At 71.0% G+C, this 26,480-nt stretch carries 18 protein-coding genes and 1 tRNA gene; 6 read left to right on the forward strand and 13 right to left on the reverse strand.

The genetic code is table 11. From position 1 onward, the window contains the following. Nucleotides 1–430: 430 nt before the first annotated feature. Both arfB and polA read right to left on the reverse strand, forming a co-directional pair. Nucleotides 431–874, reverse strand: a complete 444-nt coding sequence (gene arfB, locus ABZ249_RS02025; RefSeq protein WP_355255938.1) for an alternative ribosome rescue aminoacyl-tRNA hydrolase ArfB — start codon at nt 872–874, stop codon at nt 431–433. A gap of 20 nt (nt 875–894) precedes the next feature. Continuing rightward, nucleotides 895–3,639 (reverse strand): DNA polymerase I, encoded by a 2,745-nt coding sequence (gene polA, locus ABZ249_RS02030; protein ID WP_355255941.1) that lies wholly within the window; start codon nt 3,637–3,639, stop codon nt 895–897. Between the two features lie 54 nt (nt 3,640–3,693). Between polA and ABZ249_RS02035 the strand changes: the two genes are divergently transcribed. Together ABZ249_RS02035 and ABZ249_RS02040 are read left to right on the forward strand one after the other, a co-directional pair. Continuing rightward, nucleotides 3,694–4,101, forward strand: a complete 408-nt coding sequence (locus tag ABZ249_RS02035; protein WP_355255944.1) for a hotdog fold thioesterase — start codon at nt 3,694–3,696, stop codon at nt 4,099–4,101. A gap of 365 nt (nt 4,102–4,466) precedes the next feature. Continuing rightward, the gene (locus ABZ249_RS02040) at nt 4,467–5,720 is read left to right on the forward strand and encodes an ABC transporter substrate-binding protein (RefSeq protein WP_355255947.1); all 1,254 of its coding nucleotides are present in this window, start codon (nt 4,467–4,469) and stop codon (nt 5,718–5,720) included. Between the two features lie 780 nt (nt 5,721–6,500). Here ABZ249_RS02040 and ABZ249_RS02045 read toward each other — a convergent pair. The 5 genes from ABZ249_RS02045 to ABZ249_RS02065 all read right to left on the reverse strand — a co-directional run bounded on the left by ABZ249_RS02045 (nt 6,501) and on the right by ABZ249_RS02065 (nt 11,729). Continuing rightward, nucleotides 6,501–7,445, reverse strand: coding sequence for an ABC transporter ATP-binding protein (locus ABZ249_RS02045; protein WP_355255950.1), 945 nt, complete (start codon nt 7,443–7,445; stop codon nt 6,501–6,503). A gap of 2 nt (nt 7,446–7,447) precedes the next feature. Then, nucleotides 7,448–8,290, reverse strand: coding sequence for an ABC transporter ATP-binding protein (locus tag ABZ249_RS02050; RefSeq protein ID WP_355255953.1), 843 nt, complete (start codon nt 8,288–8,290; stop codon nt 7,448–7,450). Continuing rightward, nucleotides 8,280–9,272: a branched-chain amino acid ABC transporter permease gene (locus ABZ249_RS02055; protein ID WP_355255956.1), complete on the reverse strand. Its 993-nt coding sequence runs from the start codon at nt 9,270–9,272 to the stop codon at nt 8,280–8,282. Before ABZ249_RS02055 ends, ABZ249_RS02050 begins: the two co-directional genes overlap by 11 nt. An 11-nt stretch (nt 9,273–9,283) precedes the next feature. Then, entirely contained in the window at nt 9,284–10,843 is a 1,560-nt protein-coding gene (locus tag ABZ249_RS02060) for a branched-chain amino acid ABC transporter permease (protein WP_355255959.1), read from the reverse strand. 316 nt (nt 10,844–11,159) lie between these two features. Beyond that, complete coding sequence (locus tag ABZ249_RS02065; protein WP_220562440.1) at nt 11,160–11,729, reverse strand: response regulator; 570 nt, start codon at nt 11,727–11,729, stop codon at nt 11,160–11,162. A gap of 156 nt (nt 11,730–11,885) precedes the next feature. Between ABZ249_RS02065 and ABZ249_RS02070 the strand changes: the two genes are divergently transcribed. From ABZ249_RS02070 to ABZ249_RS02080, 3 genes are all read left to right on the forward strand, one after another. Further along, nucleotides 11,886–11,968: transfer RNA gene (locus ABZ249_RS02070), tRNA-Leu, on the forward strand. Nucleotides 11,969–12,071: 103 nt separating this feature from the next. Further along, nucleotides 12,072–12,866, forward strand: a complete 795-nt coding sequence (locus ABZ249_RS02075; protein WP_355255962.1) for a transcriptional regulator — start codon at nt 12,072–12,074, stop codon at nt 12,864–12,866. Between the two features lie 248 nt (nt 12,867–13,114). Continuing rightward, complete coding sequence (locus tag ABZ249_RS02080) at nt 13,115–14,074, forward strand: DUF1266 domain-containing protein (RefSeq protein ID WP_220565249.1); 960 nt, start codon at nt 13,115–13,117, stop codon at nt 14,072–14,074. A 192-nt stretch (nt 14,075–14,266) separates the two neighbouring features. On the opposite strand, the gene pyk is transcribed toward ABZ249_RS02080, so the two are convergent. The 6 genes from pyk to gltB all read right to left on the reverse strand — a co-directional run bounded on the left by pyk (nt 14,267) and on the right by gltB (nt 24,090). Then, entirely contained in the window at nt 14,267–15,700 is a 1,434-nt protein-coding gene (gene pyk, locus ABZ249_RS02085; protein WP_355255965.1) for a pyruvate kinase, read from the reverse strand. A gap of 309 nt (nt 15,701–16,009) precedes the next feature. Further along, complete coding sequence (locus tag ABZ249_RS02090; RefSeq protein ID WP_355256050.1) at nt 16,010–16,942, reverse strand: prenyltransferase; 933 nt, start codon at nt 16,940–16,942, stop codon at nt 16,010–16,012. 71 nt (nt 16,943–17,013) lie between these two features. Beyond that, nucleotides 17,014–17,421, reverse strand: coding sequence for a DUF2784 domain-containing protein (locus ABZ249_RS02095; protein ID WP_355255968.1), 408 nt, complete (start codon nt 17,419–17,421; stop codon nt 17,014–17,016). A gap of 24 nt (nt 17,422–17,445) precedes the next feature. Beyond that, the gene (locus tag ABZ249_RS02100; protein ID WP_355255971.1) at nt 17,446–17,871 is read right to left on the reverse strand and encodes a DUF2784 domain-containing protein; all 426 of its coding nucleotides are present in this window, start codon (nt 17,869–17,871) and stop codon (nt 17,446–17,448) included. 168 nt (nt 17,872–18,039) lie between these two features. Further along, nucleotides 18,040–19,497, reverse strand: coding sequence for a glutamate synthase subunit beta (locus ABZ249_RS02105; RefSeq protein WP_355255974.1), 1,458 nt, complete (start codon nt 19,495–19,497; stop codon nt 18,040–18,042). Between the two features lie 30 nt (nt 19,498–19,527). After that, the gene (gltB, locus tag ABZ249_RS02110) at nt 19,528–24,090 is read right to left on the reverse strand and encodes a glutamate synthase large subunit (protein ID WP_355255977.1); all 4,563 of its coding nucleotides are present in this window, start codon (nt 24,088–24,090) and stop codon (nt 19,528–19,530) included. A 564-nt stretch (nt 24,091–24,654) separates the two neighbouring features. Between gltB and ABZ249_RS02115 the strand changes: the two genes are divergently transcribed. Continuing rightward, nucleotides 24,655–26,349, forward strand: coding sequence for a bis-aminopropyl spermidine synthase family protein (locus tag ABZ249_RS02115; RefSeq protein ID WP_355255980.1), 1,695 nt, complete (start codon nt 24,655–24,657; stop codon nt 26,347–26,349). Nucleotides 26,350–26,480 lie beyond the last annotated feature (131 nt).

Below are 26,480 nucleotides of genomic sequence, written 5' to 3' on the forward strand. Positions count from 1 at the left end.
CAGAAGATGGGCACGCCGCAGATCCGAGCCCGCCGATCCGTCATCCTGAAGGAGAGGAACGGTGCCACCGCGGAAAGGAGCCTTCCGCAGCGACCGACCGCCGGGTCCAGAAGCGTGGACTTTGGTGGTGCCGCCCCTCGGCCTCCCTGGCGGGAGACATCAGACGGCGCACGAACCCACAACGCTCCGGCCAGCATATGAGACAAGGGCTTCCTGGTCAATCGGAACCCTGGAGCGCCAACCCGGCGAAGATCGCAATGGCCGCAATGTACCCGAGGCACAGGTGAAGATCAACTAGACGGCACCGTCACCCGTGAACTGGGTGGACACCTGCCCCCACAGGGGCTCCCGCGGCCCTCCGGGCCGATCGGTGCGGTCCGTACGGGGACGGTCACCCGGCATCACCGGGCGCCCTCCGCACCGGTTCCGGTCAGTCCGAAGTCGGCCGAGAGCGTGACCGTTTGATGTCCCCGCGGCGCTTCTTCGCGTCCAGCCGGCGCTGCCGCGCCGCCCGGCCCGGACGCGTCGCCCTGCGCTCGCGCGGCGGCGGCGCGATCGCCTCCGCCAGCAGCGCGGCCATCCGCTCCCGCGCCTCCGCCCGGTTGCGGGCCTGGGACCGGTGCGTCTGCACCGACACCGTCAGCACCCCGTCCACCAGGCGCCCCGCCAGCCGCTCCAGGGCGCGCTCGCGCCGGGTCCGCCCCAGCGCCGCGCACCCCGCCACGTCCAGCGACAGCGACACCCGGGTGTCGGAGGTGTTGACGTGCTGCCCGCCCGGCCCCGACGAGCGGGAGAACCGCCACGCCAGGGCATCGGCGGGGACGGTGACCGGCCCCACGACCAGACCGCCGTCCCCGGCGGTACCCGTGTTCACGTCACCGTCCCCCTCCCCCGCTAGTGCGCGGCGTCGTGCCAGCTGCGTCCGCCGCCGACCGACACGGCCAGCGGAACACGCAGATCATAGGCGGTGCTCATCTCGTGGCGCACGAGGTTTTCCACCGCCTCCCGCTCACCCGGGGCGACCTCCACCACGAGCTCGTCGTGCACCTGCAGCAGCACCCGGGAGGCGGCCCCGCTCTCGGCCAGCGCCGCGTCCACCTGGAGCATCGCCACCTTGATGATGTCGGCGGCCGACCCCTGGATGGGCGCGTTGAGCGCCATCCGCTCGGCCATCTCCCGCCGCTGCCGGTTGTCGCTGGTCAGGTCCGGCAGGTATCGGCGCCGCCCCAGGATGGTCTCGGTGTACCCCACCCTGCGGGCCTCCTCCACCACCGCGTTCAGGTAGTCGCGCACCCCGCCGAACTCGGCGAAGTAGTCCTCCATGAGCTTCTTCGCCTCCTCCGGCGTGATGCCCAGCTGCTGCGACAGCCCGTAGGCGCTCAGCCCGTACGCCAGCCCGTAGCTCATCGCCTTGATCCGCGACCGGGCCTCGCCGTCGACGTCCCCCACCTCGATGTCGAACACCTGCGCCGCCATCTGCGCGTGGAAGTCGTAGCCGCTGTTGAACGCGTCGATCAGCGCCTTCTCCTGCGACAGGTGCGCCATGATCCGCAGCTCGATCTGGCTGTAGTCCGCGGTGAGCAGCTCCTGGTACCCCTCCCCCACCACGAACGCCCGCCGGATGCGCCGCCCCACGTCGGTGCGCACCGGGATGTTCTGCAGGTTGGGATCGGTGGAGCTGAGCCGCCCGGTCGCCGCCACCGTCTGGTTGAACGTCGTGTGGATGCGCCCGTCGTCGGCGACCGTCTTGATGAGCCCCTCGACCGTGGTCCGCAGCTTGGTCTGGTCGCGGTGGTGCAGCAGCACCCCCGGCAGCTCGTTGTCGGTCTGGGCCGCCAGCCACGTCAGCGCGTCCGCGTCGGTGGTGTACCCCGTCTTGATCTTCTTGGTCCGCGGCAGCCCCAGGTCCTCGAAGAGCACCTGCTGCAGCTGCTTGGGCGAACCCAGGTTGAACTCCCGGCCCACGATCTCGTGCGCCCGCTCCACCGCCGCCCGCGCCGCCGACGCGAACTCGCCCTGCAGCTCCTCCAGATAGGCGCGGTCGGCCGCGATCCCGGCCCGCTCCATGCGCGCCAGCACCGGCACCAGCGGCAGCTCCACCCCGCTCAGCAGGTGCGCGCCGCCGCGCTTGTCCACCTCGGCCGCCAGCACCGCCGCCAGGTCCCGGGTGGCCGCCGCCCGCACCGCCAGGGCCTGCCAGCGGCCGGTGGACCCGCCACCGTCCAGGTCCAGCGCGAGCTGGTCGCCGGGGGCCTCCTCCTCCAGCTCCCGCCCCAGGTACTTGCGGCACAGGTCGACCAGGTCGAACCGGCGCTGCCCCGGCTGCACCAGGTACGCGGCCAGCGCGGTGTCGCTCACCACCCCGCCCAGGTCCCAGCCGTGGGCGCCCAGCGCCAGCAGCGCCCCCTTGTACTCGTGCACCGCCACCGGCCGCTCCGGGTCGGCCAGGAACGCCGCCAGCGCCTCGGTGTCCGCAGCGTCCATCAGCGCCGGGTCCACCGACACCGCCGCACCCGACGCCACCGCGATGGACAGCCCGTCCACCCGGCCGGTGCCGGCGCCCCACGCCCCCTCCAGGGCCAGGCCGGCCGGCGCCGCCGCGGTGACGTCGTCGGCGGCCGCGTGCTCGGCCAGCCAGGCCGCCAGCGTCCCGGTCCCGGCCACCGTCAGGTCGACCTCGAAACCCTCACCCGCCGGGGCCTGCGCGGCGGCCTCCTCCAGGGCCACCACCGCGTACAGGCGCTCACGCAGGTTGGACGCGAACTCCAGGTTGTCGAACAGGGCGTCCACCCCCGCCCGGTCCGCCCGCCCCAGCAGCAGGTCGTCCAGACCCACCCCCAGGTCCACGTCGGTGGCCAGCAGGTTGAGCCGCTGGTTGCGCAGCACGTCGTCCAGGTGGTCGCGCAGGTTCTGCCCCGCCTTGCCGCCGATCTCGTCGATGTGCTCGACCAGCCCGTCCAGCGAGCCGTACTTGACGATCCACTTCGCCGCCGTCTTGGGGCCCACCCCGGGGACACCCGGCAGGTTGTCGGCCTTCTCCCCCACCAGCGCCGCCAGGTCGCGGTACCGCTGCGGGGACACCCCGTACTTCTCCTCCACCGCCGCCGGATCCATCCGGCGCAGGTCCGACAGGCTCTTGCCCGGGTACAGCACCGTGCACGAATCGGTGACCAGCTGGAACGCGTCCCGGTCGCCGGAGGCGATCAGCACCTCCGCACCCGCCTCACCGCCCATACGGGCCAGCGTCGCGATGACGTCGTCGGCCTCGAAGCCCGGCGAGGACAGGTTGGTCACCCCGATCAGCCGCATCAGCTCCTGGGTGAGCGGCACCTGGGAGGGGAACTCCGGCGGCGTCTCCGAACGCCCGTCCTTGTACTCGGCGTACTCCTCGTGCCGGAACGTGGGCCCCGACAGGTCCCACGCCACCGCGACATGGGTGGGCTCCTCGTCTCTGAGCAGCTTCACCAGCATCGACGCGAAGCCGTACACGGCGTTGGTCGACTGCCCGGTGCTCGTGCCGAACTTGTCCACCGGCAGCGCGAAGAACGCGCGGAAGGCCATCGAGTGGCCGTCCAGGAGGAGAAGGCGGGGACGTCCGCCGGCCTGCGATGTCTCGGGGGTCTCACGATTGGTCACCACAGATGAATCCTAGGATGCGACGCGGACACTTCGACGACCGAAAGGCGGAACACCATGGACCCCGAGATGCGGAAGCTGCTCGCCGAGGGCGGCCTGTCCGAGCGCATGGGCATCGAGATCACCGAGGCCTCCGCCGAACGCGTCGTCGGCCGCATGCCCGTCAAGGGCAACACCCAGCCCTTCGGCCTCCTGCACGGCGGCGCCTCCTGCGTCCTGGCCGAATCCCTGGGATCCATCGGATCCACCCTCCACGCCCAGCAGTTCGGCAAGGTCGCCGTCGGCATCGAGATCAACGCGACCCACCACCGCTCGGCCACCGACGGACACGTGACCGGCGTCGCCACCCCCGTCCACCTCGGCCGCACCCTGGCCACCTGGGACATCACCATCACCGACGACCAGGACCGCAAGGTGTGCACCTCCCGCCTCACCTGCATGCTGCGGGAACTGCCGGGCAACTGAAAATACGGCCAGCCGAAAACAGGGCGCCTTCACAACACTGTGAAGTCGCCCTGTAACCCGACCGCAAAGTTCGACGCTCGGACCCCTGTCCGCGCGCCGCCGCGACACTTTGTCACCCCGCGCCCACCCAGGCAGAACCACCGTCCAGACGATGCCCGGGATGACTACAGAGCCATAACAGCCTGACGGCGAGTCGGCACCAACGCGCATTCCACGCTTTCGAACCATGAACTTCCGTGATTAAGCTCCGCTAACGCTCCCGATTAAGTCATGCCACACATCGCGGGCATCAGGGCGCAAGAGCACCATCCGGCACGGCTGCACCACGCAGCACGTGCTCGCCGGTTGAACGGAGTGACCACATCATGGCAAGCAAGAAGGTCCTAGGCCTCACTGCCGCAACCGCGGCCCTGGTACTGGGGCTGACCGCGTGTGGCGGCGGTGAGGATGGAAACGGCGGCGGCGACAGCGCCGGCGGCGGCGAAGCCTTCCAGTTCGGCATCCTCTACCCCCAGACCGGTAGCCTCGCCTTCCTCGGCCCGCCCCAGCTGGCCGGTGCCGAGTACGCGATCCAGGAGATCAACGCGGCCGGCGGCATCCTCGGCACCGAGGTCCCCGCCCCCACCCCGGGCGACGAGGCCGGCGACGCCGCCCAGGCCAACGAGGCCGCCAACTCGCTCGTCTCCGACGGCGTCAACGCCGTCATCGGCGCCGCCGCCTCCGGCATGACCCAGGCGACCTACGACACCATCACCGGTTCGCAGATCGTCCAGTGCTCCGGCTCCAACACCGCCCCGGACCTCACCGACATCGACGACGGCGGCTACTACTTCCGCACCGCCCCCAGCGACCTGCTCTCCGGCCCGGTCATGGCGCGCAAGATCGTCGAGGACGGCCACCAGAGCATCGCCATCGTCTCCCGCGCCGACGACTACGGCGCCGGCTACGCCGGCGGCCTCCAGACCGAGCTGGAGAACCTGGGCGCCGAGGTCGTGGCCAACGAGACCTACGACCCCGACACCACCACCTTCAGCTCCGTGGTCAGCGCCGTCAACGACGCCGAGGCCGACGCCATCGCCCTGATCTCCTTCGAGGAGGGCGCCCAGGTCATCGCCGAGCTCCTGGAGACCGGCACCGAGGGCGACCAGCTCTACATCACCGACGGCCTCAACAGCCCCGAGCTGGGCACCTCCGTCAACGAGAGCGACCCCGAGATCGTCACCGGCATCACCGGTGTCGCTCCCGGCGCCGACAACGAGGCGTTCAACGAGAGCCTGGCCGAGTTCGCCCCGGACCTGGAGACCTTCCAGTTCGGCCCGCAGGTCTTCGACTGCGTCACCGTGATCGCCCTGGCCGCCGAGGCCGCCGGCAGCATCGCCCCGGCCGACTACGTCGCCGAGCTGCCCAACGTCAGCGCCCCCGAGGGCACCGAGTGCACCACCTTCGCCGAGTGCCGCGACCTGCTCGCGGACGGCGAGGAGATCAACTACCAGGGCGCCAGCGGCAACATCGACTTCGACGACAACGGCGACCCGACCTCCGCGACCTTCCAGATCTTCCACTTCGGCGAAGAGGGATACGAGACCCTCGGCTTCGAGGAGTACTCGGTCAACGAGTAACACCACCACCCACCACCCACCACCCCCCAAGCGCCCCGGGCCCCAGGCCCGGGGCGCTCCCCATTCCCCCGGACACCAACGCAGCCCCCCACCCCCGGGGACCACACCCGGGGGCCGGCCATAGCCGGAGGGCGTCGCAGCGCCTCCGCCGCAGGGGATTTCCCACCCGACCGGGACCTCCGCCCCAGCCGTGTCACACCAGTAGGGTGCCCGACCCCAGGGGGTCTTCGCCGAGGTAGTTGTAGGTTTCCAAGAGCTCGGCCGCTTGGGAACGGCGGTCCGCGCCGGGTGGGCCCGGCCCCGGCCGCAGTCGGTGTCCGGCAGACCGCCAGGGGGAATCGTTGGGCTCCCGCCCGGGGTGGTGGGGGTGTGACTGCCGGAGCCGGGTGCACGCGGAGCGCGCGCACCCGCACCGCCTGGAAAGGTTGGGGGCGCCGGCGGCGGTGAGGGGGCTCCACGCCGTTGCCTACTCCCGCGGATGACCGCGGTACGGACGGGAGCGGGGGTGAAAGCCGCACGCACCCGCGCCCCCGGCCCCAGACCGGGCACAGGACCGCACACCTCAACCCCAGGGGGTGAAGGCCGCGCGTACCCGCAGCATCAGCCAGCGGGGGAAGGAAGAACCGCGCCCCCCACCCCAGAAGGTGCCGCCGCGCGTACCCACAGCACCGACCCTCGCGAACCAGGGAAACCACCCCCACAACAAAGGAGGCGGAGCCCTCAGGCCCCGCCTCCCCACTACTCCCCGGCCGGTCTCACAACCCCCCGACCGGTCCCCGGTCAGTCCTTCTTCCCGAGGGTCCCCAGGTACAGCTCGATGACGTTCGGGTCGTTCAACAGGTCCGCACCCGTACCCGTGTACGCGTTGCGACCCTGGTCCAGCACGTACCCCCGGTCACAGATCTGCAGGCACCGGCGAGCGTTCTGCTCCACCATGATCACCGAGACACCCGCCTCGTTGACCTGCTTCACCCGCTGGAAGACCTCTTCCTGGTACAGCGGCGACAACCCCGCCGTGGGCTCGTCCAGCAGCAGCACGGACGGGTCCATCATCAGAGCCCGCCCCATCGCCACCATCTGGCGCTCACCGCCCGACAGCGACCCGGCCTTCGCCTTGCGCCGCTCCCCCAGCAACGGGAACAGCTCCGCCACGAACGTGAACCGCTCCGCGAACGCCTTCGGCCGCAGATAAGCCCCCATCTGGAGGTTCTCCTCGATCGTCAGCGACGGGAACACGTTCTGCGTCTGCGGGACGTAACCCACACCGCGCTCCACCAGGCTGTGCGCCGGCAGACCCGCGATGCTCACCCCCCGCAGCGTCAGACCGCCCTCACGGATCGGGATCAACCCGAAGATCGTCTTGATCAGCGTCGACTTCCCGGCCCCGTTCGGACCGATGATCGCCACGACCTCGCCCTCGGTGAGCGTCAGCGTGCACCCGTTGAGGATGTTCACCCCCGGCACGTACCCGGCCACCAGCTCCTTGGCCAGCACCAGGTAGTCCCCGGGATCACCCACCTCCACGGACTCCTCCATGGCCTGCTCCAGCAGCTCCTCACGGTGCTCCTGGGCCACCACGGCCTCCTCCGCCGACTCCGGGATCAGCTCAGCCTCCGGCTTCGCCCCGGCCTCGACCTTCGACCCGGCTCCGGCCTCCGGCTTCACCCCGGCCTCGGCCTTCGGCTCCAACTCCCCGTTGCCGTTCCCGGTCCCGCTCTCACTCATGCTCAGTCCTCCTCACGGGAACCCAGGTAGGCATCGATGACCTGCTGGTTCGAGCGGATGTCCGAGGGACGCCCCTCGGCGATGACCTGCCCCTGCGCGAGCACCACGATCCAGTCGCTGATGCCCATGATCACGTCCATGTCGTGCTCCACGAACAGGACCGTCTTGCCCTCGTCGCGCAACGACGTGATGTGCCCCAGCAGCGACTGCACCAGCGCCGGGTTCACACCCGCCATCGGCTCGTCCAGCATGATCATGTCCGGGTCGGTCATCAGCGCGCGCGCCATCTCCAGCAGCTTGCGCTGCCCGCCCGACAGCGAACCCGCCATGTCGTCGCGCTTGGCGATCAGCTTGAAGCGCTCCAGCAGCTCCAGCGCCCGCTCGGTGTTGGCCCGCTCCTGGCGCTGCCACAGCGGACGCGCGAACGCACCCGCCATCCGCTCCCCCGCCTGGCCCTTGGCCCCCAACAACATGTTGTCGAGCACCGTCAACCGGGTCAGCGCCTTGGTCAGCTGGAACGTGCGCACCATCCCGGCCCGGGCCACCTGGTGGCCCCGCTTGCCGCTGATCCGCTGCCCCTGGAACGACCACGTCCCCCGGTCCACCCGGTCGAAACCGGTCAACAGGTTGAACAGGGTCGACTTGCCCGCGCCGTTCGGACCGATCAGCGCCGTGATCGTCCCGCGCTGCACCTCCAGGTGCTCCACGTCCACCGCGGTCAGACCGCCGAACGAACGCCGCACGCCGTCGACCACCAGGATCGGGTCGGCCTTGGCCGAACCGGGCACCGTCTCGGTGCCCGACATACGGTCGACCACCTTCTGGCCCGTCTCGTCACTTGACATTGATCAGCATCTCCTTGCGGTCCCCGATCAGGCCCTGTGGACGGAACACGATCAGCAGCACCAACATCAGGCCCGCGAACGCCAGCTGGAGCGCACCGTAGTCCGGACCGTCCAGGAAGGGCATCAGCCCCAGGTCGCGGCCGACGTACTTCAGCACACCGTCCGTGAAACTCATCAGGAACCAGAACGCCATCGCGCCCAGGACCGGACCGAACACCCGGCCCGCCCCGCCCAGCAGCAGGATCGCCCACAGGAAGAACGTCACCTGCGGCTTGAACTGGTCCGGCTGGATCGACGCCTGGTGCACCGCCATCATGCAGCCCGCCAGCGCACCGATCAGACCGCCCAGCACCAGGATCTGCATCTTGTACGCGAACACGTTCTTGCCCAGGCTGCGGACCGCGTCCTCGTCCTCACGGATGCCCTTGATCACACGACCCCACGGGCTGTGGATCAACAGCCACGTCAGACCCGCCATCAACAGCACCAGCGACCAGGTCACCACCATCGTCCACAGGTGCGTACCCGTGTACGTCAGCTCACCGAAGCCGTACCGCGCACCCGGCTCGAACGGGTTCAGCTCGCGGAAACCGCCCGCCAGGTTCTGCAGACCGTACACACCGCCGGTCAGCGGCTCGGCGAACCCGGCCCGGTACACCAACCGGACCACCTCCGCCGCCGCGATCGTCGTGATCGACAGGTAGTCCGCCCGCAACCGCAGCGTCGGGATGCCCAGCAGCAGCGCCAGCGCCAGCGCGCACAGCAGGCCCACGCCGAAACCGACCAGCAGCGGCAGACCGAACACCGACACGCTGATACCGACGCCGTACGCGCCCACCAGCATGAAGCCGACCTGGCCGAAGTTCAGCAGGCCCGTGTACCCGAAGTGCAGGTTCAGGCCGATGGCCGCCAGGGCGTAGATCGCCGCGATCGGGCCCAGGGCCGACCGGACCGACTCGACCAGGATAGAAAGGATGTCCATCGTCTTCTCCCCTAGCCGACCCGCTCAGCACGCCCGAGCAGGCCCTGGGGCCTGACCAGCAGCATGAGGATCATCAACGCCAGCGCCCACGCCTGCATCAGCTGCGACGGGAACCACAGGGTGGACAGCATCGCCACCAGGCCGACGGCGATACCGCCGACCATCGCACCGTAGGCCGTGCCCAGCCCGCCCAGGATCACCGCGGCGAACATCAGCAGCAGCAGACGGAAGCCCATCTCGTACTGCACCACCTGGTTCAGGCCGTACAGAACACCGCCCAGCGCCGCCAGACCGCCGCCCAGGCCCCACACGTACAGCGTGACCCGGTCCACGTCGATACCCGACGACTCCGCCAGGTCCCGGTTGTCCGACACCGCGCGCATCGCCTTGCCGATCCGGGTGAACTGCAGCAGACACGCCACCAGCACCAGCACCACGACCGCGACGCCCATGATCACCAGGTCGCGCGGGGGCATCGCGATCGGCCCCAGCCGCACCACCTCCTGGATCTGGAAGCCCGCGTACCGGCTGCGGTCCGCACCGAACAGCACCAGGATCACGTGGCGCAGGATCAGCGCCAGACCGATCGACACGATGAACATCTGGATCAGCGCCACGTTGCGGCGGCGCAGGGGACGCCAGATGTACCGCTCCATGGAGGCGCCCAGCACGGCGCCCATCACCACGGCGATACCCGCCGCGATCCACAGCGGGACCTGCCAGCCCACCGAGTCGCCCAGCACGCCCAGCACCGTGGCCAGCGCGATACCGGCGAAGATCGACGACCACTGGGCGATGATCAGGGCGGTCCGCGCCAACCGGGTCTCCAGGAAGGCGCCGATGAGGACCGCACCCCCCAGACCCGCGAAGACCGCGAGCAGGGAGTTGCCCATGCCCGCCGCACCGCTGCTGAACACCAGCGCGACCATGGCCCCGAAGGTGACCATGTCGCCGTGGGCGAAGTTGATCATCTTCGTCGACCCGAAGATCAGCGACAGGCCGATCGCCGAGATCGCGATCACCAGGCCGAAGAGCAGGCCCGCCGCCGTCAGCTGGATGACCCTGGAGCCGAAGGAGCCGCCGGCCGCGGGGGCGACATCGCCCTCCTCCGCGCCCGCGTCGTCCTCGGCCGGGGTCTCCGAGTCCGACGCCGAGGGCGACTCGGCGTCCGACTCCCCGCCGCCTCCGGCGGGTTCCAAAGCGATGATCAGGGGACGCTGATCGTTCGCCTCGACCTCCACCTCGGTCTCGCCGTCGACGAGGATGGCCGTCTCCCGTACGGAGAACTCTGCGGGAACGGACTCCTGGTCCACCACGACGCGGTAGGTGCCCGGTCCGGGCAGCTCCACCACCCAATTTCCATCAGAGTCGGTTTCGGCTGCCCCGATCTCGTCCTCACCGTCGAACACCTGGATCGTGATGCCTTCGACACCCTGATCCCGGTCGTCCGGGTTGCGGATCTGACCCTGCAGCGCTTCACCGCCCTGTTCGTCCGCCGTCGCCGCCGGCCCGGGGATCACCAGGATGGCGGTGATCAGGGCGAGCAGCACGGTCACGAGGCGTGTGCGCACGCGCGCTCCTTGCGCATCTGAGGGTAACGGTGCCGTATGCGCGCATTCGACACCGTTGTCCATTGCTGTTCGGTGCGGCGAGTTTAGCCCGGTTTACCCTGGTCATTCAGCTTCGCTTAAACCACGTGACCCAAATGTCATCCCATCGTGCAGAAACGAGACTGAACCGTCACGGGACCCCCCTTGACGCTGGACACCTGTCTCGTTTCCCACCTGGCGAGTGAGCGATCTGCACATTTCCCACATGCCCCGGACACGACGAGGGGCCGCACCCGGGCGGGTGCGGCCCCTGTTCAGTCCGTCTGCGCGGGATCCGTTAGGCCTGCTTGCCTCCGAGGGTCTCCACGACCGTCTCCGCCACCTTGCGCATGGTCAGACGGCGGTCCATCGAGTTCTTCTGGATCCAGCGGAACGCCTCCGGCTCGCTCATCCCGTGGCGGCTCTGGAGCAGGCCCTTGGCCTGCTCCACCAGCTTGCGGGTCTCCAGCCGCTCCTGGAGGCCGCCGACCTCCGCCTCCAGCGCCGCCAGCTCGGCGTACCGGGAGGTCGCCATCTCGATGGCGGGCACCAGGTCGGCCTTGCTGAACGGCTTGACCAGGTACGCCATGGCACCGGCGTCGCGCGCCCGCTCCACCAGCTCGCGCTGGGAGAACGCCGTCAGGATCACCACGGGGGCGATCCGCTCCCCGGCGATCCTCTCGGCGGCGGAGAGGCCGTCGAGCACGGGCATCTTGATGTCGGTGATCACCAGGTCCGGTTTGAGCTCGCGAGCGAGCCGGATGGCGGTCTCCCCGTCCCCGGCCTCGCCGACGACGGCGTAGCCGTCCTCCTCGAGCATCTCCTTGAGGTCCAGGCGGATCAGGGCCTCGTCTTCCGCGATCACCACGCGGCTCTGCGTCCTCGTCACGTACATGAGGTTACCGAGATCCGCTAGGATGCTGATCGTCGGGCCCGGCAATGCTGGCCAATCGTGACATCACCGTTGGCCGACCGTCGCCGAACCGGACGTTCACTCCCAGACCGCAACAAAACAGACAAACCGGCCGGAATGGCGGAATGGCATACGCGGCGGTCTCAAACACCGCTGCCCGCAAGGGCTTGTGGGTTCGAATCCCACTTCCGGTACCCACAGAGCCACCCACGGGTGGCTCTCGTCATTTCGGACATATCGCCTCTGACCTGGGAAGACACCATCGATTTGTCGTAGGCGTGAGCAAGCATGCGCAGCATGTACTCACGTGACATCGTCGACAAAGCCCTCCACCTCCACACCCAAGGACACAGCGACCAAGCCGTCGCCAACGCCTGCGGCGTCTCCATCTGGACGGTCCGGCACTGGCGCTATGGACGGCGCCGGGGTCCCGACGTCGAAGCCCGCCGCCAGGACCGCACGACCTACTGCCCGCGATGCAGCAGCGGACATCTCGATCCGCAGGCCTACGCCTACCTGCTCGGCCTGTACCTCGGCGACGGCTACATCGGCTGGATCCGCAACGGAGTCGACTATCTCGGAATCGTCTGCACCGACACGTGGCCCGGGCTGATGGACGAGTGCGCGCAGACCATCACCCGGGTCTTCCCGGTCAAGGTGTTCCGCGTCCAGCGCAGGGGCTGCACCGAGGTCAAAGCGACCTCCAAGCACTGGCGCTGCATCTTCCCCCAACACGGCAAAGGCATGAAGCACACGCGCAGGATCTTCCTGAGGCCGTGGCAGCAGGAGATCGTGGACGCCCACCCGGAGAAGTTCATCCGGGGCCTCATCCACTCCGACGGCTGCCGGGTCACCAACAAGGTGCGCAGGATGGTCCAGGGGCAATGGAAGTACTACGAGTATCCGCGGTACTTCTTCACCAACGTCTCCAAGGACATCGCCGGCCTGTTCACGGCTTCGCTGGACCGTCTCGACATCCCGTGGAAGTGCCGGACGAAACCCAACCCCCCGCACCAAGACGTCTTGGTCGTGTCGATCGCGCGGAAGGACGCCGTGGCACGGCTCGATCGGTTCGTGGGGCCCAAGGGCTAGCAAGAACCGGTTAGCGGTTTGACCCCCGGTGTGCCGGGTGGGCGGTTCGGTCGGGGCGGAACGGGTGTAACTACCCGGCCGGTTCAGCACAAAAAGGGCCTTTTGTCACTTCATGCCCGGGCAAGGCGGGTCTAACCGGTCACATCACGGCCACAACCTGAGTACAACCCGTGGGTTCGGTCCCCGCCGCTGCCCGGATTCGATGATCCTTGAGAATCGGAGACGGGTTCTCAGGAGAGGAGCAGCCGGTGCTGACCGTGGCGGCCGGGGTGTTCGGCGCACTGGTGATCGGCGCCTGGGTCGTGGTGGCCTGGGGGTCCGGTCGGCGCCGCCCGTGGCTGCTGGCACCGCTCGCGCTGCTCGTCGTCGTCCTGGTGGCGGTGGCGCCCGGATGGGCGTTCCTGCCCGCGGTGGCGGTGGCGGCCGGCTCCTTCGTCGAGCTGGTGCTGGGGTCGCGCGAGTCCCCCGCGCTGCGCACCCGCGACGCCGACGCCCCCCTGAGCACCGAGCGCTGGGCCGCCGCGGTGGCCGCGCCGTTCCGGGTGGCGCTGGCCGAGCCGTGGGACGTGGTGGCGCGGCCGACGCTGCGCCGCCAGTACCGACGGCTGTTGGAGCGGCAGTGGGACGTGACGGACCGCGAGTCGCTGCTGGCGGCGGTCGAGCGGCAGATGGACGAGCTGCACCAGGGTCCGAGCCTGGACCTGGTGGTCGACCTGGCGGCGGGGGTGGCGCGTTCGCGGCTGCCGCGCGAGCAGGGCGGCCACTCCACCGGTGAGCAGGTGCGGTTGACGCCGGAGCAGGTGGGCCGGCTGCGGATGGTGACCGGGGTCGCCGAGGGCGACGAGACGGTGATCATCGGCGCCTACCAGTGGTGGAAGTCGGTGCACGTGATCCGGCTGGTGTGCGGGGGCGCGACCCTGGACTGGCTGAGCCCGGTGGAGTCGCAGACGACGCTGCGCCGGGTGGCGTCGGACCTCCAGCGGCGCTATTCCTCGTGGCAGCAGCTGTCGATGGCGTTCCACGCGGGTTACCTGCTGTGGCCCGAGAAGGGTGTGGAGGGCGACCACGGCGGTACCGACCGGGTGTGGGCGGCGCTGGGGATGCTGACGGAGGATCCGCGCAGTCCGTGGAACCTGCTGCCGTGGGACATGCCGTTGGAGCGGGTGATCCCGGAGCCCGGCGGCCAGGAGCAGGAGTCGCACCGCTGACCCGCCGGTCGTCCGGCCGGTGCCGTTCCCGTACGGCCGCGCCCCGTCCGCCTCGTTCCCGGCTCCCTGCCGGTCCCTGGCTCTCCGGCGGCTTTCCGGCCCTGGTCCAGGTCCGGCTCCGCCCCCGGGTCCGGCCCCGGTCCGCGGGCGCGGCTCATACGCCCCGGACCGGCAACCGGACGGTGAACGGCGTCAGCTTCCGTCCAGGGCGACGGTGTCGCCGAGGCGGTGGACGCGCAGGGAGTTGGTGGAACCGGTGGTTCCGGGCGGGCTGCCCGCCACGATGACGACCTTGTCGCCCTTGGTGTAGTCGCCGAGCTGGAGCAGTTCGCTCTCGACCTGGCGGACCATGTCGTCGGTGTTGTCGACCCAGGGGACGAGGTTGGTCTCCACGCCCCAGGTGAGGGACAGGCGTCCGCGGGTGGCGGTCTCGGTGGTGAACGCCAGCAGCGGGATGGGCGAGCGGTAGCGCGCCAGGCGGCGGGCGGTCTCGCCGGACATGGTGAAGGCGACCAGTGCCTTGGCGCCGATGGTGGCGCCGATCTCCGCGGCGGCGCGGGCGATGGCCCCGCCGGTGGTCTCGGGCACCCGGTTGAGGATGTGCGAGGCGCGCAGGGATTCCTGTTCGGCGGCGCTGATGATGCGCGCCATGGTCTCGACGGTCTCGACGGGGTACTGGCCGACGCTGGTCTCTCCGGAGAGCATGACGGCGTCGGCGCCGTCGAGGACGGCGTTGGCGACGTCGGAGGCCTCGGCGCGGGTGGGCCGGGGCGATCCGATCATGGATTCGAGCATCTGCGTGGCGACGATGACGGGTTTGGCCTTGTCGCGGCAGCGTTCGATGGCGCGCTTCTGGACCATGGGGACGTTCTCGAGGGGGAGCTCGACGCCGAGGTCGCCGCGGGCGACCATGACGGCGTCGAAGACCTCGATGATGTCCTGGAGGCGCTCGACGGCCTGGGGCTTCTCGATCTTGGCGATGAGGGGGACGGTGACGCCCTCCTCGTCCATGATGCGGTGGCACTCCTCGGCGTCGGCGGGGCTGCGCACGAAGGAGAGCGCGACCATGTCGACGCCGTTGCGCAGGGCCCAGCGCAGGTCTTCCTCGTCCTTGTCGGTGAGGGCGGGGACGCTGACGGCGACGCCGGGGAGGTTGAGCCCCTTGTGGTTGGAGACGGTCCCGCCGTAGATGACGCGGGTGTGGACGTCCGTGCCGGTGGTCTTGGTGCATTCCAGCACGATGCGGCCGTCGTCGATGAGGACGCGGTCGCCGGGGCGGACGTCGCCGGGGAGTCCCTTGTAGGTGGTGGAGACCCGGTGGATGTCGCCGGGGACGTCCTCGGTGGTGATGGTGAACTCGTCACCGGGGTTGAGGTCGACGGGTCCGTCGGCGAAGGTGCCGACGCGGATCTTGGGTCCCTGGAGGTCGGCGAGGATGCCGACCGCTCGTCCGACCTCGTCAGCGGCGGCTCGCACGTTGGCGAGGTTGGCGCTGTGGTCGTCGTGGGTTCCGTGGCTGAGGTTGAGTCGGGCGACGTCCAGTCCGGCGCGGACGAGCCTGCGGAGGATCTCCGGGCTCGAGGTGGCGGGACCGAGGGTCGCGACGATCTTTGCTCGACGTGTCACGCGTAACACTTTAGAGCGTCCGGGGGATGCAGTGGTCTAAACCAGGTTGCGAATGGACGTATCTCAGGCTGCGCGAAGGCGAATGGGGGCTGTGCACGAGTGTGTCGCCGGGGGTGTCGGCGGGGTGTCCGGGGTCTTCTCCGAAACCGTGTGCGGGGCCTTCCCGGGGCCGTGCGGGCCCCTCTCCCGAACCGTTGCGGGCTCGTCCCCGGCGTCCTCCTGGAGCCGTGCCGGGATCTCCCGCGGGGTGTGTCGGATCCCTCCCCGGAGCCGCTCGGGTCCGTCTCCGGAGCGGTGCCCGTGTCCCGGTCAGCGGTCGCGCCGGGGGGTGGGGATGCCGTGTTCGAGGCGTCCGTAGGCGCGCAGGATGCGCAGTCGCTGGACGGTGCGGATGCCTTCGAGTTCGAGGGTGGCGGTGGTGTCCCAGTGGTCCCAGTCGGCGTTCCAGCCGCCGTCGTGGCGCTGGGTCTTCTCCAGGTGGTCGAGGTTGGCGGCGAGTTCGGCGTCGGTGAAGATCGGCCGGGCGATGCAGGCGGGGTCGGGTGCCAGGTCCAGGGGTGTGTGGATGTGGTGGCGGGGGGCTGCGCCGCTGCGGGGCCCGGGGATGTCGGGGGTGTACTCGGGGCGGATGCGGACGACGGCGCGGATCATGGTGGCGAGGTGGTTGACGGTGGCGACGGCGCGGGGGCGGTCGGGGACGTGCTGGAGGAAGGCGCAGATGCCGATGGCCTCGTGGGGGTCGGTCCAGTGGAGGGCGTCGATGTGCTTCCAGCAGTAGGCGGTGGCGCGGTCGCGCCAGGGGTGGGTGATGTTGTGCTTGTGGAGGCGGCCGGTGATGGAGGCGGTGAGGGCGAGGTCGGGGGTGCGGCCGCTGTGTTCGCGCCACCAGGGTGCGGCTTCGGTGTGGCGGACGGCGGGGGTGACGGGGGGCAGGCCGCCGTCGGGTGAGGAGACGGTGGTGAGGTAGCGGCAGATGCTCTGGCCGAGTCCGGCGGGGATGGGGCCGAGTTCGTCGAGGTAGCGCAGGGCGGTGTCGACGGCGAGGGGTTGGCTGGCGTGTCCGCGCAGGTCGGGGTCGAGGGCGTTGCCGTAGCCGCCGTCGATGTTGCGGTAGGCGGCGAGGGCGGAGCGGATGGGGGCGGTGGGGCCGGCCTGGAAGTGGTAGGCGAAGCGGTACCTGTCGATGAGCCGGGCGGTGCGCATGGTGAAGTGTTCTGCGGCGCGGAAGGATTCCCAGGTCACAACGCTCATGTGGGAACGGTACCCGTGGCTCGGGCGGGGGTGCGCGGTCGCGGCCAATCCATTCGTGTTCTTTACGTGGGGTCGCGGCGTGCGGGTCTCCGGTGGCGGTGCGCGGCGTTCCGGCGGTGGCGGAGCGCGCGGGTGAGGGGGACGGTCCAGGTGAGGAGGATGAGGGCGGCCGCGGCGAGGCGGACGGTGGCGAGGTGCTCCTCGGGGTAGACGACGCCGGTGAGGTAGTGGTCGATGAAGCCGGTGGGGGGCAGGCCCTCCTGTCCGGCGTGGTGGCGTGCCCGGCGTTCGACGTGGGTGAGGGGGCATTCCCAGCCGATGAGGGTGATGCCGAGGGCGTAGGCCGTGGCGGCGAGGTGGGGCCACAGGGCCCGGGGCCACTTCCAGGCGGCGAGGCCGCCGAGGAGCACGTAGGCGAGGAAGGCCATGTGGAGGACCATGGCCGTGTCCGCGAGGATCCGGTAGGCCATGGTCCATGGTAGGCGGGGGTGCCGTCAGGTGTCGGTGCGGACCTCGGCCTCGACGCCCGCTCCCCCGCCCGCGCCCTTACCCGCGCGGGCGCGGCGGCGCCGGGCCGTGAGGACGGCGTGGCCGGCCCAGGAGAGGACGACGAGGGCGCCGACGGCGGCCTGGGCCTCGCGGAGGGCTTCGGCGGGGTAGATGACGCCGGTGAGGTAGTGGTCGATGAAGCCCTCTTCGGCGAGTCCGGCCCGTCCGGCGTTCTCCCTCCCCCAGTTCTCCACCAGGGTGAGGGGGCAGGTCCAGGCGAAGACGCTGATGGCGAGGCCGTAGGCGGCGACGGCGAGGTGGGCCCAGAGGGTGCGGGGCCACTTCCAGGCGAGGAAGCCGCCGAGGGCGATGTAGAGGATGAACGCGAAGTGGAGGAGCATGGCGGCGTCGCCGATGATCCGGTAGGCCATGGTCGTTGCTCCCGTCGGGGGGTGGGGGTGCCGGGGCGGGGCCCGGTTCCCAGTGTCGCGGGTGTGTGCGGGGAGCGGGTCACGGCGGGGTCACCGGTGTGCGGCGCCGGACGCGCGCGGGGGCGCGCAGGGTGGTCCCTGCGCGCCCCCGTGGCCGTGGTGTGCGGGTCAGACGAGCGGTCGTGCGGTGGGCGGGATGGCGACGGGCAGGTCGCTGTCGACGCCGGTGAGGTGGCGGTCGACCGCGGCTGCGGCGGAGCGGCCCTCGGCGATGGCCCAGACGATGAGGGACTGGCCGCGGCCCATGTCGCCGGCGCAGAAGACGCCTTCGACGCTGGTGCGGTAGTCGGCGTCGCGGACGACGTTGCCGCGTCCGTCGAGTTCGACGCCGAGCTGTTCGATCATGCCCTCCTTCTGGGGGCCGACGAAGCCCATGGCGAGGGTGACGAGGTCGGCGGGGATCTCGCGCTCGGTGCCCTGGACGGGCTCGAAGCCGTTGGCGGTGCGCTGGACCTCGACGAGCTTGAGGGCGCGGACGCGGCCCTGGTCGTCGCCGAGGAACTCCAGGGTGTTGACGGAGTAGATGCGCTTGCCGCCCTCCTCGTGGGCGCTGGTGACCTTGTACAGCATCGGCATGGTGGGCCAGGGCTGGGAGTCGGGGCGCTTGGCGGGCGGCTTGGGCATGATCTCGAGCTGGGTGACGCTGGCGGCGCCCTGGCGGTGGGCGGTGCCGACGCAGTCGGCGCCGGTGTCGCCGCCGCCGATGACGACGACGTGCTTGCCCTCGGCGTTGATGGGGGCGCGGTCGTAGTCGCCGAACTGGACGCGGTTGGCCTGGGGCAGGTACTCCATGGCCTGGTGGACGCCGGCGAGTTCGCGGCCGGGGACGGGCAGGTCGCGCCAGGCGGTGGCGCCGCCGGTGAGGACCACGGCGTCGTGGTCGGCGCGCAGCCGTTCGACGGTGATGTCGGCGCCGACGTCCACGCCGGTGCGGAAGACGGTGCCCTCGGCGGTCATCTGGGCGATGCGGCGGTCGATGTGCCGCTTCTCCATCTTGAACTCGGGGATGCCGTAGCGGAGCAGGCCGCCGATGCGGTCGGCGCGTTCGTAGACGGTGACGTCGTGTCCGGCGCGGGTGAGCTGCTGTGCGGCGGCGAGCCCGGCGGGGCCGGAGCCGACGACGGCGACCTTCTTGCCGGTGCGCGTGGCGGGGGGCAGGGGCTTGACCCAGCCCTCCTCCCAGGCGCGGTCGATGATGGAGACCTCGATGTTCTTGATGGTGACGGCGGGCTGGTTGATGCCGAGCACGCAGGCGGATTCGCAGGGTGCGGGGCACAGCCGGCCGGTGAACTCGGGGAAGTTGTTGGTGGCGTGGAGCCGTTCGATCGCCTCGGCCCAGTCGTGGGTGTGGACGAGGGTGTTCCACTCGGGGATGAGGTTGCCCAGGGGGCAGCCGTTGTGGCAGAAGGGGATGCCGCAGTCCATGCAGCGGGACGCCTGCTTGGTGACGGTGCCCCGGTCGAAGTCCTCGTAGACCTCGCGCCAGTCCTGGATGCGGACGTCCACCGGGCGGTGAGCGGGGAGCTCGCGTTCGGTGATCTTCAGGAAACCCTTGGGGTCAGCCATGATTGTTCCTCCTTTCGTGTGTGCTGACGCTCAGGACTGCGCGGAGGCCATGACGGCCTCGTTGACGTCGCGGCCGTCCCGTTCTGCTTCGGCCTGGGCGAGCAGGACGCGCTTGTAGTCGCGCGGCATGACCTTGGAGATCCGGTCGAGTCCGGCGTCGCCGGCGGCCAGGAGGCGTTCGGCGACGGTGGAGCCGGTCTCGGCGTGGTGGCGGGTGAGCACGTCGGTGAGGAACGCGCGGTCCTCGTCGGTGGGTGCTTCGACCTCGACCATCTCGGTGTTGACCCGGTGGGGGTCGAGGTCGAGGACGTAGGCGATGCCGCCGGACATGCCGGCCGCGAAGTTGCGTCCGGTGCGTCCGAGGACGACGGCGCGGCCGCCGGTCATGTACTCGCAGCCGTGGTCGCCGATGCCCTCGACGACGGCGAGGGCGCCGGAGTTGCGGACGCAGAAGCGTTCGCCGACGATGCCGCGGAGGAAGATCTCCCCGGAGGTGGCGCCGTAGCCGATGACGTTGCCGGCGATGATGTGGTCCTCGGCGGTGAGGGTGGAGGTGTCGGCGGGGCGGACGATGACGCGGCCGCCGGACAGGCCCTTGCCGACGTAGTCGTTGGCGTCGCCCTTGAGGCGGAGCGTGACGCCCTTGGGCACGAAGGCGCCGAAGGACTGTCCGGCGGAGCCGGTGAAGGTGACGTCGATGGTGTCGGCGGGCAGGCCGTCGGCGCCGTAGCGCTTGGTGACCTCGTGTCCGAGCATGGTGCCGACGGTGCGGTTGACGTTGCGGACGGGCAGTTCGAGCTTGACGGGCTGCCCGAAGTCGAGTGCGCCTTCGGCGAGCTGGATGAGGGTGTTGTCCAGGGCCTTCTCCAGGCCGTGGTCCTGGCTGCGGGTGCGGACGCGGTGGTCGCCGGCCCAGGGCTCGACCTCGTGGAGGATCGGGGACAGGTCCAGTCCCCTGGCCTTCCAGTGCTCGACGGCCTCGGTGGTGTCGAGCAGGTCGACGGCGCCGATGGCCTCGTCGAGGCTGCGGAAGCCGAGGGCGGCGAGGTACTCGCGGACCTCCTGGGCGATGAACTCGAAGAAGTTGACCACGTACTCGGCCTTGCCGGAGAACCGCTCGCGCAGGACGGGGTTCTGGGTGGCGACGCCGACGGGGCAGGTGTCGAGGTGGCAGACGCGCATCATGACGCAGCCGGAGACGACCAGGGGCGCGGTGGCGAAGCCGTACTCCTCGGCGCCGAGCAGGGCGGCGATGATGACGTCGCGGCCGGTCTTCATCTGGCCGTCGGCCTGGACGACGATGCGGTCGCGCAGGCCGTTGAGCAGCAGGGTCTGCTGGGTCTCGGCGAGGCCGAGCTCCCAGGGGGTGCCCGCGTGCTTGAGGGAGGTCAGCGGCGAGGCGCCGGTGCCCCCGTCGTGGCCGGAGATGAGGACGACGTCGGCGTGGGCCTTGGAGACGCCGGCGGCGACGGTGCCGACGCCCGCTTCGGAGACCAGCTTGACGTGGACCCGGGCGGACGGGTTGGCGTTCTTGAGGTCGTGGATGAGCTGGGCGAGGTCCTCGATGGAGTAGATGTCGTGGTGGGGCGGCGGGGAGATGAGCCCGACGCCGGGGGTGGAGTGGCGGGTGTCGGCCACCCAGGGGTAGACCTTGTGTCCGGGCAGCTGGCCGCCCTCGCCGGGCTTGGCGCCCTGGGCCATCTTGATCTGGATGTCGTCGGCGTTGGTGAGGTAGTGCGAGGTGACGCCGAAGCGGCCGGAGGCGACCTGCTTGATGGCGCTGCGCCGCAGGTCCCCGTTGGCGTCGGGGGTGAAGCGGGCGGGGTCCTCGCCGCCCTCGCCGGTGTTGGACTTGCCGCCGAGGCGGTTCATCGCGATGGCGAGGGTCTCGTGGGCCTCGGCGGAGATGGAGCCGTAGGACATGGCGCCGGTGGAGAAGCGCTTGACGATCTCCGATACGGGCTCGACCTCGTCGACGGGGACGGGTTCGCGGACGCCCTCCTTGAGGCGGAAGAGGCCGCGCAGCGTCATGAGCCTCGCCGACTGGTCGTCGATGAGGTCGGTGTACTCCTTGAAGATCTCGTACTTGCGGGTACGGGTGGAGTGCTGGAGCTTGAAGACGGTGTCGGGGTTGAACAGGTGCGGTTCGCCCTCGCGGCGCCACTGGTACTCGCCGCCGATCTCCAGGCGCCGGTGGGCGCCGGAGGCCGGGTTGTCGGTGTGGGCGCGGCGGTGGCGGATGGCGACCTCTTCGGCGAGGACGTCGAAGCCGACGCCGCCCAGGCGGGAGGTGGTGCCGGTGAAGCAGCGGTCGATGACCTCCTGGCCCAGGCCCAGGGCCTCGAAGATCTGGGCCCCGGTGTAGGAGCTGACCGTGGAGACCCCGATCTTGGACATGATCTTCAGGACGCCCTTGCCGTACGCCTTGACGGTGTTGCGGACGGCCGTGTCGGCGTCGACGCCGCCGATGGTGCCGCGCTGGACCAGGTCCCGGACGGTGGCCAGGGCGAGGTAGGGGTTGACGGCGGAGGCGCCGTACCCGATGAGCAGTGCGACGTGGTGGCACTCGCGGACGTCGGCGGCCTCGACGATGAGGCCGACCTCGGTGCGGGTCTTCTCGCGGACGAGGTGGTGGTGGACCGAGCCGGTGAGCAGCAGGGACGGGATGGGCGCCAGGCGGGCGTCGGCGCGCCGGTCGCTGAGGACCAGGATGTGGGCGCCGTCGGCGATGGCGGCGTCGATCTGGGTGTTGAGCTCGGCGAGCCGGGCGGCCAGGGCGTCGCCGCCGCCGTCGACGGGGTAGGTGCCGTCGACGGTGAAGGTCTTCAGGGCGGGCTCGGTGCGTCCGGCCTCGACGATGGCGGCGAGTTCGGCCTGGTCGACGACCGGGGTGGGCAGGACGAGGCGGCGGGTGTCGCCCGGTGCCGCGGTGAGGATGTTGTGTTCGGCGCCCAGGAGCGTGGACAGGCTGGTGACCATCTCCTCGCGGATGGCGTCCAGGGGCGGGTTGGTGACCTGGGCGAAGTTCTGCGAGAAGTAGTCGAAGAGCTGCCGGGAGCGCTCGGAGAGCGCGGCGACCGGGGTGTCGGTGCCCATGGAGCCGATGGGCTCGGCGCCGGTGCGGGCCATGGGGGTGAGGATGACGCGGAGTTCTTCCTCGGTGTAGCCGAAGACCTGCTGGGCGAGGTTGAGCTCGGTCACGGGGACGGGCTCGGCGGCGGGCAGGTCGGTCAGGCGCATGACGCCGGAGTCGATCCACTCCCGGTAGGGGTGCTGGGCGGCGAGTTCGGCCTTGATCTCCTCGTCCTCGATGATCCGCCCCTGGGCGGTGTCGACGACGAAGATGCGGCCGGGCTGGAGCCGTCCCTTGCGGACGACGTCGGCGGGGTCGATGTCCAGGACGCCGGCCTCGGAGGCCAGGACGACGAGGCCGTCCTGGGTGACCCAGTAGCGTCCGGGGCGCAGGCCGTTGCGGTCCAGGACGGCGCCGACCAGGGTGCCGTCGCTGAAGGAGACGGACGCGGGGCCGTCCCAGGGCTCCATGAGGGTGGAGTGGTACTCGTAGAAGGCCCGGACGGCCGGGTCCATCTCGGTGTGGTTCTCCCAGGGCTCGGGGATCATCATGAGCACCGCGTGCGGCAGGGAGCGGCCGCCCAGGTGGAGGAGCTCCAGGGCGTCGTCGAAGGACGCGGTGTCGGAGTCGTCGGGGTCGACGATGGGGAAGATGCGGTCCAGGTCGCCGGGGATGAGGTCGGTGGCGAGCTTGGCCTCGCGGGCGCGCATCATGTTCCGGTTGCCCTTGACGGTGTTGATCTCACCGTTGTGGGCGACGTAGCGGAAGGGGTGGGCCAGCGGCCAGGACGGGAAGGTGTTGGTGGAGAACCGGGAGTGGACCAGGGCCAGGCCGGAGGCGTAGCGCCGGTCGGACAGGTCGGGGAAGAACGGTTCGAGCTGGGGGGTGGTGAGCATGCCCTTGTACACGATGGTGCGCGGGGACAGGCTCGGGAAGTAGACGTCGGCCTCGTGTTCGGCGCGCTTGCGGACGCAGTAGGCGTAGCGCTCCAGGTCGATGCCGGTGAGGCCTTCGGTGGCGGTGCCGGGGGTGCCCGTGATGAAGAGCTGCCCGAAGTAGGGCATGGCGTCGCGGGCGGCCGGGCCGCTGTACTGGGGCTCGAAGGGCAGGTCGCGCCAGCCCAGGAGGGTGAGGCCCTCTTCGGCGACGATGCGGTCGACCACGGCGATGGCCTCGGCGCGGGCGGCGGCGTCGGCGGGCAGGAAGGCGATGCCGGCGGCGTAGGAGCCGGCCTCGGGCAGGGCGAAGTCGCAGACCTCGGTGAACAGCTCGTGCGGGATCTGGGTGAGGATGCCCGCACCGTCGCCGTCGTCGGGGTCGGCGCCGGAGGCGCCGCGGTGGTCGAGGTTGCGCAGTACGGTGAGCGCCTTCTGCACGATGTCGTGGCCGCGGCGGCCGGTGAGGTCGGCGACGAAGCCCACACCGCAGGCGTCGTGCTCGAAGGCGGGGTCGTACAGGCCCTGAGAAGTGGAGATCGCGTTCGCTCGGACGGACGAACGCCGCACCTGACCAGCGGGCATCTACCCTCCTGTCGTCTTTCGTCGGCTTCGTGAAAAGCGCATCCGGGACGACATTGGCCCTGCTGCGTGCGTGAAGTTGTGGGTGCTCGGCCTGTGGACGCCGTGTGGTCCGCCACCGTACCGCGGCCACGTCCTCGTGGTGCGAATGGCGGCCGGTCGCCCTCTTGCGAGCGGTCCTGCCTGTTCCCGCGGGTCCGGCCGCGACGTGGGTCGCAGGTCTAGACCATGGGGTGCCGCGGTGCGCCCCGGGTCGCGTGTCGCGGCCCCCTGCGGGTGGGACCGCGGTTCCTCCTACGGAGGGTTCCCCGTCGGAGGTGTGCCTAGCCGGTTTTTCCACGAGGGAATCCCGCTAAACCTCCCAAAGCGGATAAAACCCGACGGTTGGTCGTGTTCGTCGCTTCGGGCACGCGAACGCCGTGCGCCGCGCCCCCACATTACCCCGGCGTTAACACTCCGCCCAAGGGGGACTCCCCCGGCCGGCCGAGTGATATGTCACTCTCCCGCCGGAAGCGGCCCTGACCTGCGGCCGGACCCGCTCCCTCCGGGGCGTGGGACGATCGGTGCATGGCAGCAGACCCCAACGACCCCGGCGTCCCCGGCCCCCCGCGGACGCCCCTCCCGTCCCCTCCGCCCCTGCCCGGGGCCGCGCTGGACGCGCTGCGCGCCCACGGGGTGGACGCGCCCCGGCTGCGCGCCGTGCTCGCCGCGCTGTCGGACGGCCGCGGCCGGAGCGCCGACGACCTGGTGCGGGCCACCGGGGTCGCCCGCGTCCTGGTGGTGGCGCTGCTGGAGCGGTTGGTGGAGGCCGGGGAGGCCGAGCGCGCGCCCGGCGGTGACCGGGTGCGGCTGGTGCGGCCCGACCACTACGCCGGCGCGGCCGGGGACGCCCTGGCGGACCCGGTGCGGCACCTGGTGCCCGCGCGGGCCGGGGCGGCCGCCGAGATCGCCCGGGCCGTCGCCGAGGGGCCCGCGTCCGACCTGGACCTGGACCACGTCACCGCGACCGCCGACACCGCGCTGCGCCGGGCGCTGTTCCTGGCCACCCGGTTCGACCTCGCCGACCGCACCGTCCTGTGCGTGGGCGACCACGACCTCACCTCGGTCGCGCTGGCCCTGGTCGAGCCCCGGGCGCGGGTCCTGGTGGCCGACATCGACGAACGGGTGCTCGCGCACATCGACGCGGTCGCCGGGCGGCTGGGGCTGGACGTGCGCACCCACTTCGCCGACCTGCGGCTGGGCCTGCCCGCGGGGCTGCGCGGGCAGGCCGACGTGGTGTTCACCGACCCGCCCTACACCGCCGACGGGGTGGAGCTGTTCGTGCGCCGCGGCCTGGAGGGGATGACCGACCCGCGCAGGGGCCGGGTGCTGGTCGCCTACGGGGTCAGCGAGACCACGCCGCGGCTGGCCGCCGCCACGCAGGCCCGGCTGCTCCGGCTGGACCTGGTGCTGGAGGCGATGTGGCCGGACTTCCACCGCTACGAGGGCGCCGAGTCCATCGGGGCCGCCTCGGACCTGTACGTGCTGCGGCCGCTGTCGCGCACCGCTCCCCCGTCGGCGGAGAGCGGTGCCCGCGTGTACAGCCAGGGCGTCAACGCCAAGGAGGCCCGGGGTTCGCTGACCGAGGAGCGGGCGGCCGCCGCGCTGGAGCGGGCCGCCGCCGACTCCGGTGGGCGGCCGGTGCCGGTGGGCGCCTGGCCCGCGGCGGTGCTGCCCGACGCGGGGCGGGTGCGCCTGTCCACGTGGATGGAGGCGCAGGTGCCGCTGTCGGGGCCGCCGGTGGTGGACCTGACCGGCGGCTGGGAGCGGATCGCGGCGCGGGCGGCGCTGGCCTGCCCCGAGGCGGGCGGGTACCTGCTGGTGCCCTCGTCCGCGGCGTGCGTGCGCGACGAGCGGGGCCAGTCGGAGCTGCGGGCCGTGGTGGAGCCCCGGTTCCGGGTGCGGTTCCTGCGCGGTTTCGGCGACCCGTCGCTGACCGCGGTCCGGCTGGTCCGGGCGCCGGAGGCGCAGGACCCGGTGGACCGGCTGCTGGCGCACGTCCAGGAGAACGCCCGCGGGACGCTGACGTCGGTGCTGCGCGCCGGGGTGGTGCGGGTCGCGCAGGAGGGGGGCGCGCCGGTGAACAAGCGCACGGCCCGGTTGGCGGTGGCCGCCGCCCCGCCGTGGGTGGCCGGGCGCACCCTGCTGGACCTGCCCGGGCACCGGTTCGCCCGGCTGAGGGAGGCCGTCGCGGCGGTGTGGGGGGCCGTGGAACGGCCCTGAAACGGGGGCGGGGGGGGGGGGGGGGCGGGCCCCCCCCGGGGGGGGCCCCCCCCCCCGCGGGGGGGGGGGCCCACAGAAATAATAAAGGCAAAACCGGGGGGGTTGGGGGTTTAGGGGGAGTGGGTGTTGAT

Source organism: Nocardiopsis sp. NPDC006139 (assembly GCF_040614155.1).
Classification (GTDB): Bacteria; Actinomycetota; Actinomycetes; order Streptosporangiales; family Streptosporangiaceae; genus Nocardiopsis; species Nocardiopsis changdeensis.

Bases quoted from the DNA above. Each gene is read 5' to 3' on its own strand.
- ABZ249_RS02035 (WP_355255944.1), top strand. From the start codon at position 3,694: ATGGACCCCGAGATGCGGAAGCTGCTCGCCGAGGGCGGCCTGTCCGAG.
- ABZ249_RS02040 (WP_355255947.1), top strand. From the start codon at position 4,467: ATGGCAAGCAAGAAGGTCCTAGGCCTCACTGCCGCAACCGCGGCCCTG.
- ABZ249_RS02045 (WP_355255950.1), bottom strand. From the start codon at position 7,445: ATGAGTGAGAGCGGGACCGGGAACGGCAACGGGGAGTTGGAGCCGAAG.
- ABZ249_RS02050 (WP_355255953.1), bottom strand. From the start codon at position 8,290: ATGTCAAGTGACGAGACGGGCCAGAAGGTGGTCGACCGTATGTCGGGC.
- ABZ249_RS02055 (WP_355255956.1), bottom strand. From the start codon at position 9,272: ATGGACATCCTTTCTATCCTGGTCGAGTCGGTCCGGTCGGCCCTGGGC.
- ABZ249_RS02075 (WP_355255962.1), top strand. From the start codon at position 12,072: ATGTACTCACGTGACATCGTCGACAAAGCCCTCCACCTCCACACCCAA.
- ABZ249_RS02095 (WP_355255968.1), bottom strand. From the start codon at position 17,421: ATGGCCTACCGGATCCTCGCGGACACGGCCATGGTCCTCCACATGGCC.
- ABZ249_RS02100 (WP_355255971.1), bottom strand. From the start codon at position 17,871: ATGGCCTACCGGATCATCGGCGACGCCGCCATGCTCCTCCACTTCGCG.
- ABZ249_RS02105 (WP_355255974.1), bottom strand. From the start codon at position 19,497: ATGGCTGACCCCAAGGGTTTCCTGAAGATCACCGAACGCGAGCTCCCC.
- gltB (WP_355255977.1), bottom strand. From the start codon at position 24,090: ATGCCCGCTGGTCAGGTGCGGCGTTCGTCCGTCCGAGCGAACGCGATC.
- ABZ249_RS02115 (WP_355255980.1), top strand. From the start codon at position 24,655: ATGGCAGCAGACCCCAACGACCCCGGCGTCCCCGGCCCCCCGCGGACG.